Genomic DNA, 16,762 nt, shown 5'->3' on the forward strand with positions numbered 1-16,762 from the left:
CTTATGCTTAAATCATTGTAACGCCCCTGTATTGTTACAGTGGAAATACAATGTTAATCCTTCACGCTAAACTGTATTAAAAAGCACCAGCTAATAAAGAATGTTATGCACCAAAATAATGAAATTTTTATGACTCTGCATCAAAACAAGGCAAGCAAAACGTTTCGATAAAAATAAAACATTCTTTAGACCTTAGACATACAGAATATATGCAACAATCCAGCGCTTCGTTTATAAGGATAAATATTCACCAATTTTCAGTATCCTGAAGGAATTATTAACCGGTGCTAAATTATCGAGGACTGCAGTTAACTCTCGCACGGGGTCATCAAGCGATTCATCAGCCAGTTCAAACACGCCCCAGTGAATGGGAAACGCCAGTGGGCATCCCAACTGTTGCCACAACGCAACAGCAGATTGCGGATCCATATGATGTACGGCCATGAACCACCGTGGTGCATAAGCGCCAACGGGCAACGCCGCGGCGTCAATTTTACCCAGCCTTTCCGGTATTCGCAGCAGTTCAGGTGAATAGCCCGTGTCGCCGCTAAACCAGAAACGATGATGCCGCCCTTCAAACACCCAGCCACACCACAGGGAGCGATTGCGGTTCCAGAGCGTGCGCATACTCCAGTGCTGCGCCGGTACGGCGGACAGCGTTATCCCCTGCCAGGTGAAACTCTGCCACCAGTCGAGCTCAACAATGCGTCTTGCCCCCCGGCGGCGAAACCAGTCTGCCAGACCTAAGGGAACAAACAGAGTGACGTCGGGGAAGCGTTTAAGGATCCGGCGAATGGTCGCGTCATCCAGATGATCGTAATGATTATGGGAGATAACCACTGCATCGAGCTGCTGGAGCTGTTCGACAGACAGAGCGGGAGGCGTTTTACGTTGTGGTCCGAGGAAAGGTAAGGGAGAGGCGCGGCGAGAAAAAACGGGGTCGGTCAGCAGGGTGTTGCCATCAATGTGCAACAATAGGCTTGCGTGTCCGAGCCACCATACCCCATTTTCCTGCGGCTGCTTAAGCGTTGCCGGCTGCCACCACTGGCGGATAAAGTCCTCATATCCGTTTGTCGGGGGGCGGGGTAAGCCAGCTTCTTTGCGCGCTTTTCGCCAGCGATCAACGTCACCGGGCTGATGCCCGACGGGGTCAGTATTACGAAAACCGTTCGGCGTGTGATGTTTCAGGGAGGGGTCATACCAGGGATTTTTCCAGACCACAGCCACCTCCCGGATAAGACAAATTAACGCTCAGCTACCAGGCGGATAAAGTCATCCTGCTCAGTGTTGTCTTCAGCAACCGCGTCTTTCGCCGACTCTTTCTCTTCTGGTTCGTTAGCCTCGCACAGACGACGTAACAGCGCATTCTGACGTTTTTGTTGGTCAAGCAGCGCTTCCAGCAGTTCGATCTGCTCGTTTGTACGGGAACTGGCACGGTTTACGAAAAACCAAATGACAAGCCCCACCAGCAGAACAACCAACGAGATCATCAGGGATGCCATATTTAGCAGCCCTGAATTCAGTAACTCACCCATTTCACCACCTCAATAAAAACGTCTATCTTACCACTGGTGCGAAGGAAGGAAATCACCTTGAGAAAAAATGCGTGTTACCACGGAATAAACTTATTGATTGCGCAAACGCCGCTAAAAAACTGTACATCCTGATCGCACATCACATTGATAGTCTGCGTCCACAACACCACACAGGCTACCAGCACAATAATCAGAATCACCCAGCGTATTTTTTTCACTCCACACTCCGTCTAAAGGCCCGATATAACCAGGTTATCACGGCTATCTTAAACAAGGACTAACTGTACCGCCATCTGGTCGTTTTCAGAATCATGCACTTGTTTCATAGAGTAAACCGTTTAGGCTTACTGCATGACAACAAAGATAAAGAGGCAATGATGCATTTAATCATTCGTACAATTATTGCACTGGCCGTAGTATGGGTTGGCCTTCTGTTAACCGGCTATGGCGTGCTTGTGGGAAGCACCGAAAACGCCGCTGGATTAGGTATTCAATGCAAATACATGACCGCGCAGGGCATGAGCACGGCACAATATATTCATTCAGACAGCGGGATCATTGGTTTAACCAACTGTCCGGTTCTGCGTAAAACATCCGTCGTCATTGATAACGGCTAATCACCCCGATTGATACTGATAAAAAACGCCGCACTGTGTGCGGCGTTTTTTGTGCCCGTAAGGATCAGAACGGGTAGTCGTTATAACCCATTTGTTCAGAAATCTTGCGTGCGGCTGTATGGAGAATCGCCACATACTCATGCAGACGTTCTTCAGAAAAGCGCAGGGTCGGGAAAGAGATACTCAGCCCGGCAATGACAACGCCAAAGCGGTCAAATACCGGCACACCGATACAGCGCAGCCCTTCTTCCTGCTCTTCGTTATCTTCGCCATACCCCTGCTCACGTACTTTGTCGAGCACGGCCAATAACTCGTCAGTGCTGGTAATAGTGCGTTCAGTGCTGCGCTTATATTCCACGCCTTCGAGGATCTGCTTCACTTCTTCGCGATCGCGCCACGCCAGCAGCACTTTGCCAATCGCGGTACTGTAAAGCGGATTACGACGACCGATGCGTGAATACATGCGCAGGTTGTACATGGAGTCGATTTTATGGATGTAGACAATGCTGTCTTCATCCAGTGCCCCCAGGTGGATAGTCTCTTTGGTCAGGCGAGAGATCTCACGCATCTGGATATCTGCGCTGCGGATCAAATCCACGTTTTGCAGCGCACGGGCCCCGAGCTCGAACAGTTTCAGCGTCAGAGAATACTTTTCAGACTCGCCTTCCTGTGCGACGTAACCCAGTGACTTCATGGTTTGCAAAAAGCGATAAACGGTGCTTTTCGACATCATCACACGCTGCGACAACTCTGTAATACCAATTTCACGCTCTTCTCCGAGCGCCTGTAAGATGCCAAACACCTTCAGCACGGAAGAAACAGAATCTGGCTGTTTATCCAAATCTGCAATTGCCATTTACCACCTCATAGAGAGTGTTTTATAAAAATCAGAACCGGTTTTTATTATAAATTCCCGTCATGTTACCTGCAATCGATCCTCGTTTACTTCGTTACAAATCTGCGACATAAAACTGAAATAACGATGCTAAAATAGTTACCCTGAGAATAATTTCACACTGAGCTTTTCATCCCTAATGGAAAAAAACCTGTCCGATGGCCTGCCTTTGCCCCAGCGGTATGGCGCTATCGCCACGATTGTTATCGGTATTTCAATGGCCGTCCTTGACGGTGCAATCGCTAACGTTGCCCTGCCAACCATTGCCAGCGACCTGCATGCCTCCCCTGCCAGTTCTATATGGATAGTCAATGCCTACCAGATAGCGATCGTGGTTTCACTGCTCTCGTTCTCTTTCCTGGGCGATATGTTCGGTTACCGACGGGTGTATCAATGCGGCCTGCTGGTGTTCACCTTTACTTCCCTTTTCTGTGCCCTTTCTGATTCGCTGCATACTCTGACGCTTGCGCGCATAGCACAGGGTTTTGGGGGCGCGGCACTGATGAGCGTCAACACGGCGTTGATCCGCTTAATCTATCCGCAGCGTCATCTGGGACGCGGTATGGGGATAAACTCGTTTATTGTCGCCGTCTCGTCTGCGGCCGGGCCAACCCTTGCGGCGGCCATACTCTCTGTCGCGTCCTGGCAGTGGTTATTCGCCATTAACGTACCGCTGGGTATTGTGGCCCTCTTCTTTGCTCTGCGCTATCTTCCCGCGAACGGTCCCAAAAGCACGATGCCACGCTTTGACCTTATCAGCGCAGTGATGAATGCCCTGACCTTTGGCCTGCTGATTACTGCCCTGAGCGGCTTTGCACAAGGTCAGTCCCTTATACTTACCGCCGCGGAGCTCATTGCGCTGCTGGTGATTGGCTTCTTCTTTGTACGCCGTCAGCTCGCGCTCCCTGTCCCTTTATTGCCTGTCGACCTGCTGCGTATTCCTCTTTTTTCTCTCTCGATTTGTACTTCTGTTTGCTCATTCTGCGCTCAGATGCTGGCCCTGGTCTCTCTGCCCTTCTTCCTGCAAAGTGTGGTGGGACGTACTGAAGTCGAGACCGGACTGCTGTTAACGCCATGGCCACTGGCGACGATGGTAATGGCGCCGCTGGCAGGGTATTTGATTGAGCGCGTCCACGCCGGATTGCTTGGCGCGCTGGGGCTTGCCGTCATGGCCACGGGGCTGTTCGCACTCGCACTACTCCCCTCATCACCCACCGATCTGGATATCATCTGGCGCATGATCCTGTGCGGTGCAGGGTTCGGTCTGTTCCAGTCGCCTAACAACCACACCATCATCACCTCAGCGCCGCGCCATCGCAGCGGTGGTGCCAGCGGTATGTTGGGCACCGCACGTCTGCTGGGACAAAGCACCGGCGCGGCCCTGGTCGCGCTGATGTTTAATCTTGCCGGGCAAAATGGCAACCACGTTGCACTTTTCACCGCAGGCGCCCTTGCCACCCTCGCCGCCATCATCAGCGGGCTACGCATTACCCAGCCCAGAGTACAGGCATAAAAAAAGCCGGGCGGATATCACCAGCCCGGCTCATTGCTCTTCTTAGCGTTACTTCAGGTATTCACCACTGCGCAGCGCTTCGATACGTTTATCCAGCGGCGGGTGACTCATAAACAGTTCGCTCAGCGATTTTGATTTACCGTTAATGCAGAATGCCATAATGCTGGTCGCTTCCTGCGGTTCATAGCTGGTTTTCAGACGCTGCAGCGCGGCAATCATCTTCTCACGGCCAACCAGTTTCGCCGAGCCAGCATCCGCGTGGAACTCACGATGACGGGAGAACCACATGGTGATGATGCTGGCCAGAATACCGAATACCAGCTCCAGTACCGTCGCAACCGCGAAGTAGATCAGCGGGTTGCCGTTGCTCTCTTCCCCTTCATCGCGGTTCCCGCCCATAAAGCCTGCCGCGATCTGCGCCAGAATACGGGAGATGAAGATAACAAAGGTGTTCACTACGCCCTGGATCAGGGTCATGGTGACCATGTCGCCGTTCGCGATATGGCTGATTTCGTGAGCGATAACCGCTTCGGCTTCGTCACGGCTCATGTTCTGCAACAACCCGGTGCTGACGGCAACCAGAGACGCATCACGGCGGGCACCTGTGGCAAAGGCGTTAATATCTGGCGCGTGGTAAATGGCCACCTGCGGCATGGCGATACCCGCCTGCTGCGATTGCTGAGCCACGGTATTCATCAGCCACTGTTCCATATCGTTACGCGGTTGCTCAATGACTTCACCACCTACCGATTTCAGTGCCATCCATTTCGACATCAGGAGTGAAACGAATGAGCCACCAAAACCAAACAGCAGCGCCATAATCAACAGACCCTGAACGCTGCTCGACTGAATTCCTGTCAGGCTTAGCACGAGCCCGAAAACCACCATCACCGCAAGGTTGGTGAGCAGGAAGAGCGCGATTCGCATCATAATTTTCTTTTAACCTCAGTTTAACAAAGCGCACTATGCGATTACCCACATCGTATGGGTATTACGGCTATTTTCAAGCATCCATCGGGCGTAAGTCACCAGAAAGACACAACTTTACACAATTGGAAATTTGCCTGACGGGAGAATGCGGAACAAAAAGAAACAGGCACAATTTCTTGTGCCTGTTGGGGGATTATTTTGCCGGTGCAGGTTGCACGGCGGGCTTCGCCTTTTCCTGATTCGCCAGGTCAAGAGCGATATGCACCGTCTCGTCGAGGTAAGGATCCGGCTCCTGGTAATCTTTTGGCAGATCGTCCAGTTTCTTAAGCAGAGGCTTACCTTCACGCTTGAAGCGATCGTTGATACGCGCCAGACGCGTTGCATCATCTTCGTTGTTCTCTTTCTCACGCTGAGCGTAGTTGAGAGAAACAATATTCCGCTTATCTTTCAGGGCATTGAAACGAGCAATATCCTTCATGATGTACTGGAATTCCGGATCTTTGGCGATGCGATCGTTGTGCGCTTTCAGCAGTTCAGGACCAAACTGCGTCATATCACCCGCTTTCACGTAGGTCGCGGCGTTAATGCTATCCCACGGCAATGCGTTATCTTCAAACTTCTCGCCGGTTTCAGTCTCTTCCGTGCCTGTCGGCATCATGATATCCGGCGTCACGCCTTTACGCTGCGTACTGCCACCGTTCACACGATAGAATTTCTGAATGGTGTACTGAACCGAACCCAGTGCAGGCCATTCCGGACGCAGCATCTGATCGTAGATACGATTCAGAGAACGATACTGCTGTACGGTACCTTTACCAAATGTCGGCTCACCGACAATCAGCGCACGGCCATAGTCCTGCATAGCGGCCGCAAAGATTTCAGATGCGGAAGCACTGAAGCGATCGACTAAGACCACCAGCGGGCCTTTGTAATAGACCACACCATCGTTGTCGGCATCTTCACGTACTTTACCGTTGTTATCGCGCACCTGAACCACCGGACCAGACGGGATAAACAGCCCGGACAGTGAAACCGCTTCGGTCAGCGCCCCACCACCGTTGCTGCGCAAGTCGATGATGACGCTGCTCACGTTCTGCTTTTCAAGCTTCTGCAGCTGGACTTTAACATCATCAGTCAGCCCGACGTAGAAGCCCGGGATATCCAGAACACCCACCTTCTCTTTACCCACGGTCTTCACCGACATTTTCACCGCGCGGTCTTCCAGGCGGATACGCTCACGCGTCAGGGTAACGATACGGGTTTTGGTGCCTTTACCGGCTGGCAGAATTTCAAGGCGAACTTTGCTGCCTTTCGGGCCTTTGATCAGCGCAACCACATCATCCAGACGCCAGCCGATCACATCGACCATGTTCTGTCCGGTTTGACCCACACCAACAATGCGATCGCCTACGCTTATCGCTTTGCTTTTCGACGCCGGGCCACCGGCGACCATTGAGTTGATCACGGTGTAATCATCGTCCATCTGCAGCACCGCACCGATACCTTCCAGAGACAGGCTCATTTCGGTATTAAACTGTTCGGTATTGCGAGGCGAGAGATAATTGGTATGCGGATCGATTTCGTGAGCGAAAGCGGTCATCGCCAGTGAGAAAACATCTTCACTGTTGGTCTGAGCCAGACGACGAATAGCGAATTTGTAACGGCGCGTCAGCGTATCACGGATCTCTTTTTCATCTTTGCCGGTCAGCTTAAGGCTCAGCTCGTCGTATTTTACTTTTCCATCCCACAGCGCATTCAGCTCGGCTTCGTCTTTCGGCCAGGGCGCTTTGCTGCGGTCCAGATTAAAGGTGTCGTTGCCGGTGAAGTCCATCGGACGTTCCAGCACTTTCAGCGCATACTGATAGCGTTCAAAGCGGCGCTTTTGCGACAGGTTATAGAGATCGTAGAACAGATCCAGCTTGCCTGAACGCAACTCGTCACCCACCCCGGATTTACGCTTAGCGAACTGCTCGACATCGCTGGCGAGCAGTACGTTATGGCTGTAATCCAGCAAGTTCAGATAGCGGTCAAAGATTTTGGCCGAAAAGGCCTGATCGAGATCGAACTGACGATAGTGCGAACGGGTGAAGCGTGAGGTCACACGCTCGCTCACCGTCGCGTGCTGCGTCTCTTCCTTGAGGACCGGAATTTGATCAACACGCGTGATATCGTCCACTGCGAAAGCATGGCCTGTTATAGCAAACAGGCCCGCCAACGCGGTGAGCTTAAAAAAAGTGTTCATGCCAGGCTTGGCCTCCGTTTCAGAACAACAAGTGTTCTGCGCGTACAATCATTGACATACCAGAAGTCAGCTGTACACGAACGCCATCTTTGGTGATTTCCAGTACGGTGGCGTCCATTGCGTTGTTACCCGCTTTCACCTTCAGTGCCTGACCCACGCTCAGGGCGTTAATGTCAGAAACCGGCGTATGGCGCGGCTCTTCACGAGGCGCGCGCGGGGCTTTAGCTGCTGGTTTGTCAGCACGCGGTTTGCGATCGTTATTATCGTTACGACGCGGCGCTGGGCGTGGTTTACGCTCGCGACGAGGCGCTTCTTCCTGGCCGTTTGCCGCTGCGGCTTCGCGTTTTTTCGCTTGCTGTTCTGCACGTTGTGCCTGAACGCGTGCTTTGGCTTCTTCCAGCTGTTTACGTGCGTGCTCAACGTGCTGCTCGTCCAGCTCACCACAAGGGTTGCCGTCAAGATCAACACGCGTCGCGCCCGCTTTGATACCGTACAGGTAACGCCAGCTCGAAGTATAAAGACGTAAGGCGGAACGAAGCTGAGTTTTGCTGAGGTTCATTTCCCCCTCAACGCGTGCCACCAGATCCTGAAAAATACCGACTTTCAGGGGACGAGCTTCACCTTCAGCACTGAAGCACTGTGGGAAACGCTCGGCCAGAAATGCGATAACTTCTTTACTGCTATTCAACTTAGGTTGATTTTCCATGAAATTTCCTGATTACAACGGACGTTGCCAACAAGCGCAGGCATGAACAGGCGTCATTATAATGACGCTATCAGTAAATGCTACGTTATCCGTTGATTATCCTGCTACGCTCGCAAAGAATTTTTGATAATCGGTTGCGGCGAGAACGTTTTCGAGGTTCGCCACCAGCTCGCGCAGCCCTTGTTCGTCCTCGGTTGTGAAGCGACTGAAGACCGTGCTGTCGATATCCAGAACGCCAATAATCTGATTTTTTACCACCAGAGGCAGAACGATTTCAGAATTACTGTCTGCGTCACAGGCAATGTGTCCGTCAAACGCATGGACGTCTTCGACGCGCTGCACCTGATTAGTCGCGACCGCTGTGCCACAAACGCCGCGTCCTACGGGAATACGCACGCAGGCAATTTTCCCCTGGAACGGGCCAAGCACCAGCGTTTCACCTTCCTGAAGGTAAAAACCGGCCCAGTTAACGTCTGATAGCCGTTCAAACAGCAATGCGCTAGTATTTGCCAGAGTGGCTAAGAAGCTGGTCTCACCCGCCATCAATGCCTTAAAATCGCGGTTAAGATCCGCGTAGAATTCTGTTTTGTTCATTATTCAATCACTTAGTTGTCTTACAAAATTACCGCATAGCCTATTAAAATAAGCATTAAATGCGCTCATGCTCAAGATGAATCCGTTCATGAGTTAATATAACGTTCAACAATACTTATTTGTGCGCAGCTGATGGCCTTAAAAACAACCAAAATTACGCCGACAAAAAAGATAACTGTCCATACGGTAAGCGAAGCTTTGCCTCGTGCACATTATCAGCGTTGCCCGCAGTGCGATACGCTTTTTATGTTGCCGAAGATGAAATCGCATGAAAGTGCTTTTTGCCCCCGCTGCGACGCTAAAATTCGCGACGGCCGCGACTGGTCGCTGACCCGTCTCGCCGCGATGGCCATCACCATGCTGCTTCTTATGCCGTTTGCCTGGGGCGAACCGCTGCTGAAGCTGTACCTGCTTGGTGTGCGTATTGATGCCAACGTACTGCAGGGGATCTGGCAGATGACGCGCCAGGGTGACCCGCTCACCGCCGCCATGGTGCTGTTCTGTACGGTCGGCGCGCCGCTGGTGCTGGTCGCCGCCATTGCCTATCTTTGGTTTGGTAACATTCTGGGGATGAATCTCCGCCCCGTGTTGCTGATGCTGGACAAACTGAAAGAGTGGGTCATGCTGGATATCTACCTGGTGGGCGTCGGCGTGGCGTCCATAAAAGTGCAGGACTATGCATTCTTGCAGCCCGGGGTCGGACTCTTTGCATTTATTTGCCTCGTCTTGCTCAGCATCCTCACACTCATTCATCTGAACGTCGAACAGCTCTGGGAGCGCTTTTACCCTCAGCGCCCGGCCACGCGACCGGATGAAAGTCTCCGGGTCTGTCTGGGGTGTCACTATACTGGCTTGCCCGACCCACGTGGCCGTTGCCCGCGGTGTCATATTCCCCTGAGACTGCGGCGCAACAACAGTCTGCAAAAATGCTGGGCCGCGCTGATTGCCTCGCTGGTCTTTTTGATCCCGGCCAATATGCTGCCGATTTCCATCATTTACGTGAATGGTGGGCGCCAGGAGGATACCATCCTCTCCGGGATCATCTCCCTCGCCCACAGCAACGTGGGGGTGGCGGCAATTGTGTTTATCGCCAGTATTCTGGTGCCGTTTACCAAAGTGGTGGTGATGTTTACCCTGCTCCTGAGTATTCACTTCAAATGTGAGCAAGGGTTACGTACCCGAATTCTGCTTTTGCGATTCGTCACCTGGATTGGCCGCTGGTCGATGTTGGATTTGTTCGTGATTTCGTTGATGATGTCGCTGATCAATCGCGACCAGTTATTGGCTTTTACAATGGGACCCGCAGCTTTTTATTTCGGCTCCGCGGTGATATTGACTATTCTTGCTGTGGAATGGCTGGATAGCCGCTTACTTTGGGATGCACATGAGTCAGGAAACGCCCGCTTCGCCGACTGAAGCGAGAATTAAAACAAAACGCCGCATTTCTCCATTCTGGTTGCTGCCTGTCATCGCCCTGATGATTGCAGGCTGGCTTATCTGGACGAGCTATGAAGATCGCGGAAGCACCATCACCATTGACTTCCAGTCTGCCGACGGCATTGTGGCCGGGCGAACCCCTGTCCGCTTCCAGGGGGTTGAGGTGGGTACCGTTCAGGATATCAGCCTTGGAAAAGGGCTGAATAAAATTCAGGTCCGCGCCAGCATTAAGTCCGATATGCAGGATGCGCTGCGCAGCGAAACGCAGTTCTGGCTGGTAACGCCTAAGGCCTCTCTGGCGGGTGTTTCAGGGCTGGATGCACTGGTTGGCGGTAACTACATCGGCATGATGCCGGGTAAAGGTGAACCGCAGGATCACTTTGTTGCGCTGGATACCCAACCAAAATACCGACTGAACAACGGCGATCTGATGATCCATCTGCAGGCACCAGATTTGGGTTCCCTCAACAGTGGCTCACTGGTTTATTACCGTAAAATTCCGGTAGGTCGCGTTTATGATTACGCCATCAACCCGAATAAACAGGGCGTGACGATTGATGTGTTAATCGATCGTCGCTTCACTAACCTGGTGAAAAAAGGCAGCCGTTTCTGGAACGTCTCCGGCGTGGATGCCGATCTCAGCCTGAGCGGTGCCAAAGTGAAGCTCGAGAGCCTGGCCGCACTGGTCAACGGTGCCGTTGCCTTCGACTCTCCGGAAAACTCCAGCCCGGCCACGGCAGATGATACCTTCGGACTGTATGCTGACCTGGCGCACAGCCAGCGCGGCGTGATAGTCAAACTCGCCCTGCCCGACGCTAAAGGGCTGAAAGCGGGTTCCACACCGCTTATGTATCAGGGATTGCAGGTTGGGCAGCTCACCAAAATGACGCTCAATCCAGGCGGTTCCGTGACCGGTGAGATGACCGTCGACCCGAGCGTGGTTGATCTCCTGCGTGAAAAAACGCGCATCGAGATGCGCAGCCCAAAACTGTCTCTGAACGATACCAGCCTGAGCAATCTTCTGACCGGCAATACGTTTGAACTGATCCCCGGTGAAGGTCAACCCAGCAACAGTTTCGTTGTTGCGCCGGCAGATAAAGCGCTACTTCAAAAACCGGGCGTCGTAACGGTAAAACTGACCGCGCCTGAAAGTTACGGTATCGAAGCCGGCCAGCCGCTGATTCTGCATGGCGTCCAGGTGGGCCAGGTGCTGGAGCGTACGCTCTCTGAAAACGGCGTCAGCTTCTCGGTGGCTATCGATCCGCAATACAGCGACCTTGTCCATGGCGACAGTAAATTTGTGGTGAACAGCCGCGTCGACGTGAAGGTTGGCCTCGACGGCGTTGAGTTCCTCGGTGCCAGCGCCAGCGAATGGGTTAACGGCGGGATCCGCATTTTACCAGGCAATAAAGGCCCGGTGCGCGACAGTTATCCGCTGTATGCCAACCTGGACAAAGCGATTGAAAACAGCATGAGCGATCTCCCAACCACGACACTGACGTTAAGCGCCGAGACGCTTCCTGATGTCCAGGCTGGCTCCGTCGTGCTGTACCGGAAGTTTGAGGTCGGGGAAGTGATTGCCGTACGCCCTCATGCGGACGCGTTTGATATCGAACTGCATATCAAACCGGAGTATCGCAAGTTGCTGACCCCGAATAGCGTGTTCTGGGCCGAAGGTGGTGCGAAAGTGCTGCTTAACGGTAACGGGCTGACCGTGCAGGCCTCCCCGCTTTCACGTGCGCTGCGCGGAGCGATCAGCTTCGATAACCTCAGCGGTGCGGGTGCAAACCTGCGTAAAGGCGATAAGCGTATTCTCTTCCCGTCTGAAACCGCTGCCCGTGCCGTTGGCGGACAGATTACCCTGCATGCTTTTGATGCAGGGAAGCTGGCGGAAGGGATGCCTATCCGTTATCTGGGTATTGATATCGGGCAGATCCAGAAGCTGACGCTTATCACCGCGCGTAACGAGGTGCAGGCCACCGCCGTACTCTACCCGGAATATGTTCAAACCTTCGCCCGCTCAGGCTCCCGCTTCTCGGTGGTGACGCCACAGATTTCGGCCGCTGGCGTTGAGCACCTCGACACTATCCTGCAGCCTTATATCAACGTCGAACCCGGTAAGGGGAATGCTCGCCGTGACTTTGAACTGCAGGAAGCCACGATCACTGACTCTCGCTATCTGGATGGCCTGAGCATTGTGGTGGAAGTGCCGGAAGCGGGCTCGCTGAACATCGGCACACCGGTGCTGTTCCGCGGGATTGAGGTGGGTACAGTGACGGGCCTGACGCTCGGTACGCTCTCTGACCGCGTGATGGTGGCATTACGCATCAGCGATCGTTACCAGCACCTGGTGCGTAATAACTCGGTGTTCTGGCTGGCCTCCGGCTATTCACTGGACTTCGGTCTGACGGGCGGGGTGGTGAAAACCGGCACCTTCAACCAGTTCATTCGTGGCGGTATTGCTTTCGCTACACCACCAGGGACGCCGCTGGCGCCGAAAGCGCAACCGGGCAAACACTTCCTGCTGCTCGAAAGCGAGCCGAAAGAGTGGCGTGAATGGGGCACTGCCCTGCCGCGTTAATCTCAGGGCTCCGGTGTCAACGCACCGGAGCCTTTATGTTACACTGCGCCCCTGAACTTTTCCCTGTGGTGTGCACGTGGCTCAAAACTCCGTATTTCTTCCTGAACAATTCCTGGCGCAGATGCGCGAGGCGCTTCCTTCTCACCTCTCGTTAGACGATTTTATCGCCGCCTGTCAGCGGCCGTTGCGCCGGAGTATCCGTGTCAACACGCTGAAAATAAGCGTCGCCGATTTTCTGACGCTGGTCTCGCCGTATAACTGGCAACTGACGCCAGTACCGTGGTGTGCAGAGGGTTTTTGGATTGAACGGGATGACGAAGCGTCGTTGCCATTGGGCAGTACCGCAGAACATCTGAGTGGTCTGTTTTATATCCAGGAAGCCAGCTCGATGCTGCCGGTTGCCGCCCTGTTTGCGGATGACAATACACCAGAACGCGTCATGGATGTCGCTGCCGCGCCGGGCTCCAAAACCACGCAAATTGCCGCCAGGATGGGGAATCGCGGAGCCATTCTCGGCAACGAATTTTCAGCCAGTCGCGTTAAAGTTCTGCACGCTAACATCAGCCGCTGCGGGATCCATAACGTTGCCCTGACGCACTTCGATGGCCGCGTATTTGGCGCAGCCCTGCCAGAAGCGTTTGATGCCATCCTGCTGGACGCGCCCTGCTCCGGCGAAGGGGTGGTGCGTAAAGATCCTGATGCGTTAAAAAACTGGTCTGTGGAGAGTAACCTTGAGATTGCCGCCACCCAGCGCGAACTGATCGACAGCGCCTTCCATGCCCTGCGTCCCGGTGGCACATTGGTTTATTCGACCTGCACCTTAAACCGTGACGAGAACGAGGACGTCTGTCTGTGGCTCAAGGCGCAATACCCTGATGCCGTCGAGTTCCTGCCGTTAAATGGTTTGTTCGCTTCAGCCAATGAAGCCGTCACGCCTGAAGGATTTCTGCACGTTTTCCCCCAGATTTATGACTGCGAAGGTTTTTTTGTCGCACGGTTGCGTAAAACGCAGGCGGTTGAGCCACTGCCCGCCCCGACGTTTAAGGTCGGTAATTTCCCCTTCGCCCCCATGAAAAGGCGTGAGGCGGAGCAAGTCACTACCGCTGCCGCTAAGGTCGGGCTGGCCTGGGATGACACATGCCATCTTTGGATTCGCGATAAAGAGATTTGGCTTTTCCCGGCAAATATTGAGCCGCTTATCGGCAAGGTACGTTTTTCCCGCATCGGGATCCGTCTGGCGGAAGTGCACAATAAAGGCTATCGCTGGCAGCATGAGGCTGTTATCGCCCTCGCCCGCAGCGAGAATACGTTCGCCCTGACGCACCAGGAAGCCGAAGAGTGGTACCGGGGCCGTGATGTATATCCGGACAACACGCCATCGCATGATGAAGTGGTGGTGACCTATCAGGGTTATCCGTTAGGGCTGGCGAAAAAGGTAGGCTCACGACTGAAAAACAGCTATCCGCGAGAGCTGGTTCGTGATGGGCGATTGTTTACCGGTAACGATCGCACCGGCTGAAAAAAGCGCATTTTTTTACTGGCGATTTTGCTCTCCTTGTCTACGATCAAAAATGGATGCCCATACTGGTCATACCAGATTTTGATAACACACCCGGAGAGCAATATGACGAAAACCAGCGTGCGTATTGGCGCTTTCGAAATCGACGACGCAGAATTGCGCGGCGAAGCACAGGGCGAACGAACGTTAAGTATTCCCTGCAAATCCGACCCGGATTTGTGCATGCAACTGGATGCCTGGGATGCCGATACCAGCGTACCGGCAATACTTGATGGCGAACACTCAGTCCTTTACCGTGAGCATTACGATAGTCAATCCGATGCCTGGGTCATGCGTCTTGCCTGACCTAAAGAGAACCCGCCCGAAGGCGGGTTATTTATTACTGAAGCTGCGCCAGCGTAAAGTAACCATCGAAAACGGCGCCGGTATCAATATAGTGCAGGTTATTAAAATCATACCGCCGGTCAAGTGGCGTATGTCCGAACCAGAAATGGTCCGCACCGCCGATCCCCTGCCCTTTCCCGACCATAAACCCCATCAGCCGGTCGCGATCCCATAGTACGTGCTGGGCGCTTACGGGTTTTTGCCAGCGGTATTCCGCTGCGGGATAGTCAGCGTGAGCAATCACATTCAAACCGTTTGCACAGGTTATCTCGATAATGTGTGGCAGTTCCCGACACGCATTAAGTAACGTCAGCGCCAGCTGCTGCTGTGTGTGCTCAAGGCGGGTAAACCAAATTCCGCCATTCATTGACCAGAGTGCAAAATCATTATTATCAAGGCTGTCGATAGCCATTTGTTCATGGTTGCCCCGTACTGCACGAAACCATTTTTCATTCATGAGCTGTAAACATTTAATACTGTCAGGGCCACGGTCAATTACATCCCCTACGGAAATAAGCAAATCCTCATAAGGATTAAAATGCCGGCGTTTCAGTTCATCCATGAGCCACTGATAACAACCATGTATGTCGCTGACAACCCAGACGTGCCGCCACTTCCCACCATCGATTCGCTGATACATAAAACCTCCTTGCTTAAGTATAGACGCAGCAGAAATTGCAGCTGACACGTGCAGCATTCACAAAGCCAAACGAACGGTAAACCAAATGGAAATAAAGATCCGCGCGCTATTAATCCCTTTTTGCTGACTCTTTAGAATAAGGCATGAATTAAACGAGAGGTCTTAACGTGTCTAATATGCACCTGCACAACGATGTGTTCTATCCGCATCGCACAAATATCATTTCCGAGCTGGTGAAAGGAAAACGCGTTCCGGGTCCAATCTGGCAGAAACGCGAGTATCGTCTGAAGTTCCTGCTGCGCTCGCTCCTGTTCTGGTCTTCCACCCATCGCGTGCTGGAAACGCTCTCAGGACGTGATGATTTTGACCGTCTGCTGGCCTCTCAAATTACCTTACCGAGTAAAACCCATCGGCAGTATCTGATGCGTGGCCTGACGGCCGGCGATCGGGCTGACGCTATCATCAGCCATTATCACTGGGTCGATAGCCTGAAAAATATCACCCTCGCCAACGCGCTGACCAGCCCGCAAGAGCAGACCATAGTGCAATTTCAGGCAAAAAACGACGCGACGTATACCGTGAGTGCCTCTTCTGCCGGCAAAGCCGAGCGGGAAGGTGAAAGCACGCTGTGGCTGCGCGACAGCGAGAATACCGTGCTCGCAAGCCTGACGTTTAGCGTCGCCCGCAGTAACGGGCAACAAGTGCTGGTGATTGGTGGGCTTCAGGGGCCACGTCGCAACGTCTCGCATGACGCCATTAAACTGGCGACCCGCGCCTGCCATGGCCTGTTTCCAAAACGCGTGCTGATGGAAGTGGTTTTCCAGCTGGCCGCACATTCATCCGTCCGGGCAATTTTTGCTGTTGGTGATGAGGGGCACGTTTTCCGCGCACTGCGTTACCGCCTGAGCAAAGGCCGTCATTTCCACGCCAGCTATGACGAATTCTGGGCAAGTCTGGACGGTAAAAAAATCTCCCCCTTCTGCTGGCAACTGCCGTTACAGATGGAGCGTAAATCACTGGAAGATATCGCCAGTAAAAAACGGGCGGAATATCGCCGTCGCTTTGAACTGCTTGACTGCATTGAGGCTGAGGTGAAATCACGCTTTTAAGCGCGCTGAGAGCTTTCTTCAACTCTGCACAAAAATTTAACAAAACCGGCAAAAAGGGCT

16 protein-coding genes are annotated in these 16,762 nt (G+C 53.1%); 7 read left to right on the forward strand and 9 right to left on the reverse strand.

From position 1 onward, the window contains the following. Positions 1–231: 231 nt before the first annotated feature. From JTA15_RS08905 to mgrB, 3 genes are all read right to left on the reverse strand, one after another. Complete coding sequence (locus JTA15_RS08905) at positions 232–1,221, reverse strand: MBL fold metallo-hydrolase (protein WP_219373134.1); 990 nt, start codon at positions 1,219–1,221, stop codon at positions 232–234. 23 nt (positions 1,222–1,244) lie between these two features. After that, positions 1,245–1,535, reverse strand: a complete 291-nt coding sequence (locus tag JTA15_RS08910; RefSeq protein ID WP_014170605.1) for a YebO family protein — start codon at positions 1,533–1,535, stop codon at positions 1,245–1,247. A 74-nt stretch (positions 1,536–1,609) separates the two neighbouring features. Next, the gene (gene mgrB, locus JTA15_RS08915; protein WP_014170606.1) at positions 1,610–1,753 is read right to left on the reverse strand and encodes a PhoP/PhoQ regulator MgrB; all 144 of its coding nucleotides are present in this window, start codon (positions 1,751–1,753) and stop codon (positions 1,610–1,612) included. Positions 1,754–1,912: 159 nt separating this feature from the next. Between mgrB and JTA15_RS08920 the strand changes: the two genes are divergently transcribed. Next, positions 1,913–2,152, forward strand: coding sequence for a YobH family protein (locus tag JTA15_RS08920; protein ID WP_020883418.1), 240 nt, complete (start codon positions 1,913–1,915; stop codon positions 2,150–2,152). Positions 2,153–2,216: 64 nt separating this feature from the next. On the opposite strand, the gene kdgR is transcribed toward JTA15_RS08920, so the two are convergent. Next, positions 2,217–3,008 (reverse strand): DNA-binding transcriptional regulator KdgR, encoded by a 792-nt coding sequence (gene kdgR, locus JTA15_RS08925; protein ID WP_014170608.1) that lies wholly within the window; start codon positions 3,006–3,008, stop codon positions 2,217–2,219. Positions 3,009–3,186: 178 nt separating this feature from the next. Between kdgR and JTA15_RS08930 the strand changes: the two genes are divergently transcribed. Continuing rightward, positions 3,187–4,560: an MFS transporter gene (locus tag JTA15_RS08930; protein ID WP_063858486.1), complete on the forward strand. Its 1,374-nt coding sequence runs from the start codon at positions 3,187–3,189 to the stop codon at positions 4,558–4,560. A gap of 48 nt (positions 4,561–4,608) precedes the next feature. Here JTA15_RS08930 and htpX read toward each other — a convergent pair whose 3' ends face one another. The 4 genes from htpX to JTA15_RS08950 form a co-directional block, all read right to left on the reverse strand. Further along, positions 4,609–5,490, reverse strand: coding sequence for a protease HtpX (gene htpX / locus JTA15_RS08935; RefSeq protein WP_014170610.1), 882 nt, complete (start codon positions 5,488–5,490; stop codon positions 4,609–4,611). A 193-nt stretch (positions 5,491–5,683) separates the two neighbouring features. Further along, positions 5,684–7,732, reverse strand: coding sequence for a carboxy terminal-processing peptidase (gene prc, locus JTA15_RS08940; RefSeq protein ID WP_020883416.1), 2,049 nt, complete (start codon positions 7,730–7,732; stop codon positions 5,684–5,686). A gap of 19 nt (positions 7,733–7,751) precedes the next feature. Continuing rightward, the gene (gene proQ, locus JTA15_RS08945) at positions 7,752–8,438 is read right to left on the reverse strand and encodes an RNA chaperone ProQ (RefSeq protein ID WP_014170612.1); all 687 of its coding nucleotides are present in this window, start codon (positions 8,436–8,438) and stop codon (positions 7,752–7,754) included. Between the two features lie 96 nt (positions 8,439–8,534). Then, positions 8,535–9,032, reverse strand: coding sequence for a GAF domain-containing protein (locus tag JTA15_RS08950; RefSeq protein ID WP_219373135.1), 498 nt, complete (start codon positions 9,030–9,032; stop codon positions 8,535–8,537). A gap of 132 nt (positions 9,033–9,164) precedes the next feature. Between JTA15_RS08950 and yebS the strand changes: the two genes are divergently transcribed. From yebS to JTA15_RS08970, 4 genes are all read left to right on the forward strand, one after another. Next, positions 9,165–10,448, forward strand: coding sequence for a membrane integrity lipid transport subunit YebS (gene yebS / locus JTA15_RS08955; protein WP_020883415.1), 1,284 nt, complete (start codon positions 9,165–9,167; stop codon positions 10,446–10,448). Then, the gene (locus JTA15_RS08960) at positions 10,417–13,050 is read left to right on the forward strand and encodes a PqiB family protein (protein ID WP_219373136.1); all 2,634 of its coding nucleotides are present in this window, start codon (positions 10,417–10,419) and stop codon (positions 13,048–13,050) included. The genes yebS and JTA15_RS08960 overlap by 32 nt, the downstream gene beginning before the upstream one ends. A gap of 76 nt (positions 13,051–13,126) precedes the next feature. Then, on the forward strand, positions 13,127–14,569 hold the full coding sequence (gene rsmF, locus JTA15_RS08965) for a 16S rRNA (cytosine(1407)-C(5))-methyltransferase RsmF (protein ID WP_219373137.1): 1,443 nt from the start codon (positions 13,127–13,129) through the stop codon (positions 14,567–14,569). A gap of 105 nt (positions 14,570–14,674) precedes the next feature. Then, positions 14,675–14,914: a YebV family protein gene (locus JTA15_RS08970; protein ID WP_020883412.1), complete on the forward strand. Its 240-nt coding sequence runs from the start codon at positions 14,675–14,677 to the stop codon at positions 14,912–14,914. 34 nt (positions 14,915–14,948) lie between these two features. Here the strand turns inward: JTA15_RS08970 and pphA are convergent, their stop codons facing one another. After that, positions 14,949–15,593, reverse strand: coding sequence for a protein-serine/threonine phosphatase (gene pphA / locus JTA15_RS08975; protein WP_181240779.1), 645 nt, complete (start codon positions 15,591–15,593; stop codon positions 14,949–14,951). A 167-nt stretch (positions 15,594–15,760) separates the two neighbouring features. On the opposite strand from pphA, the gene JTA15_RS08980 reads away from it, so the two are divergent. Continuing rightward, complete coding sequence (locus JTA15_RS08980; RefSeq protein WP_163304940.1) at positions 15,761–16,702, forward strand: VirK/YbjX family protein; 942 nt, start codon at positions 15,761–15,763, stop codon at positions 16,700–16,702. Positions 16,703–16,762: the final 60 nt, after the last annotated feature.

The sequence above is a fragment of the Enterobacter sp. BIDMC 29 genome (genome assembly GCF_019378755.1).
Taxonomy (GTDB): domain Bacteria; phylum Pseudomonadota; class Gammaproteobacteria; order Enterobacterales; family Enterobacteriaceae; genus Enterobacter; species Enterobacter ludwigii.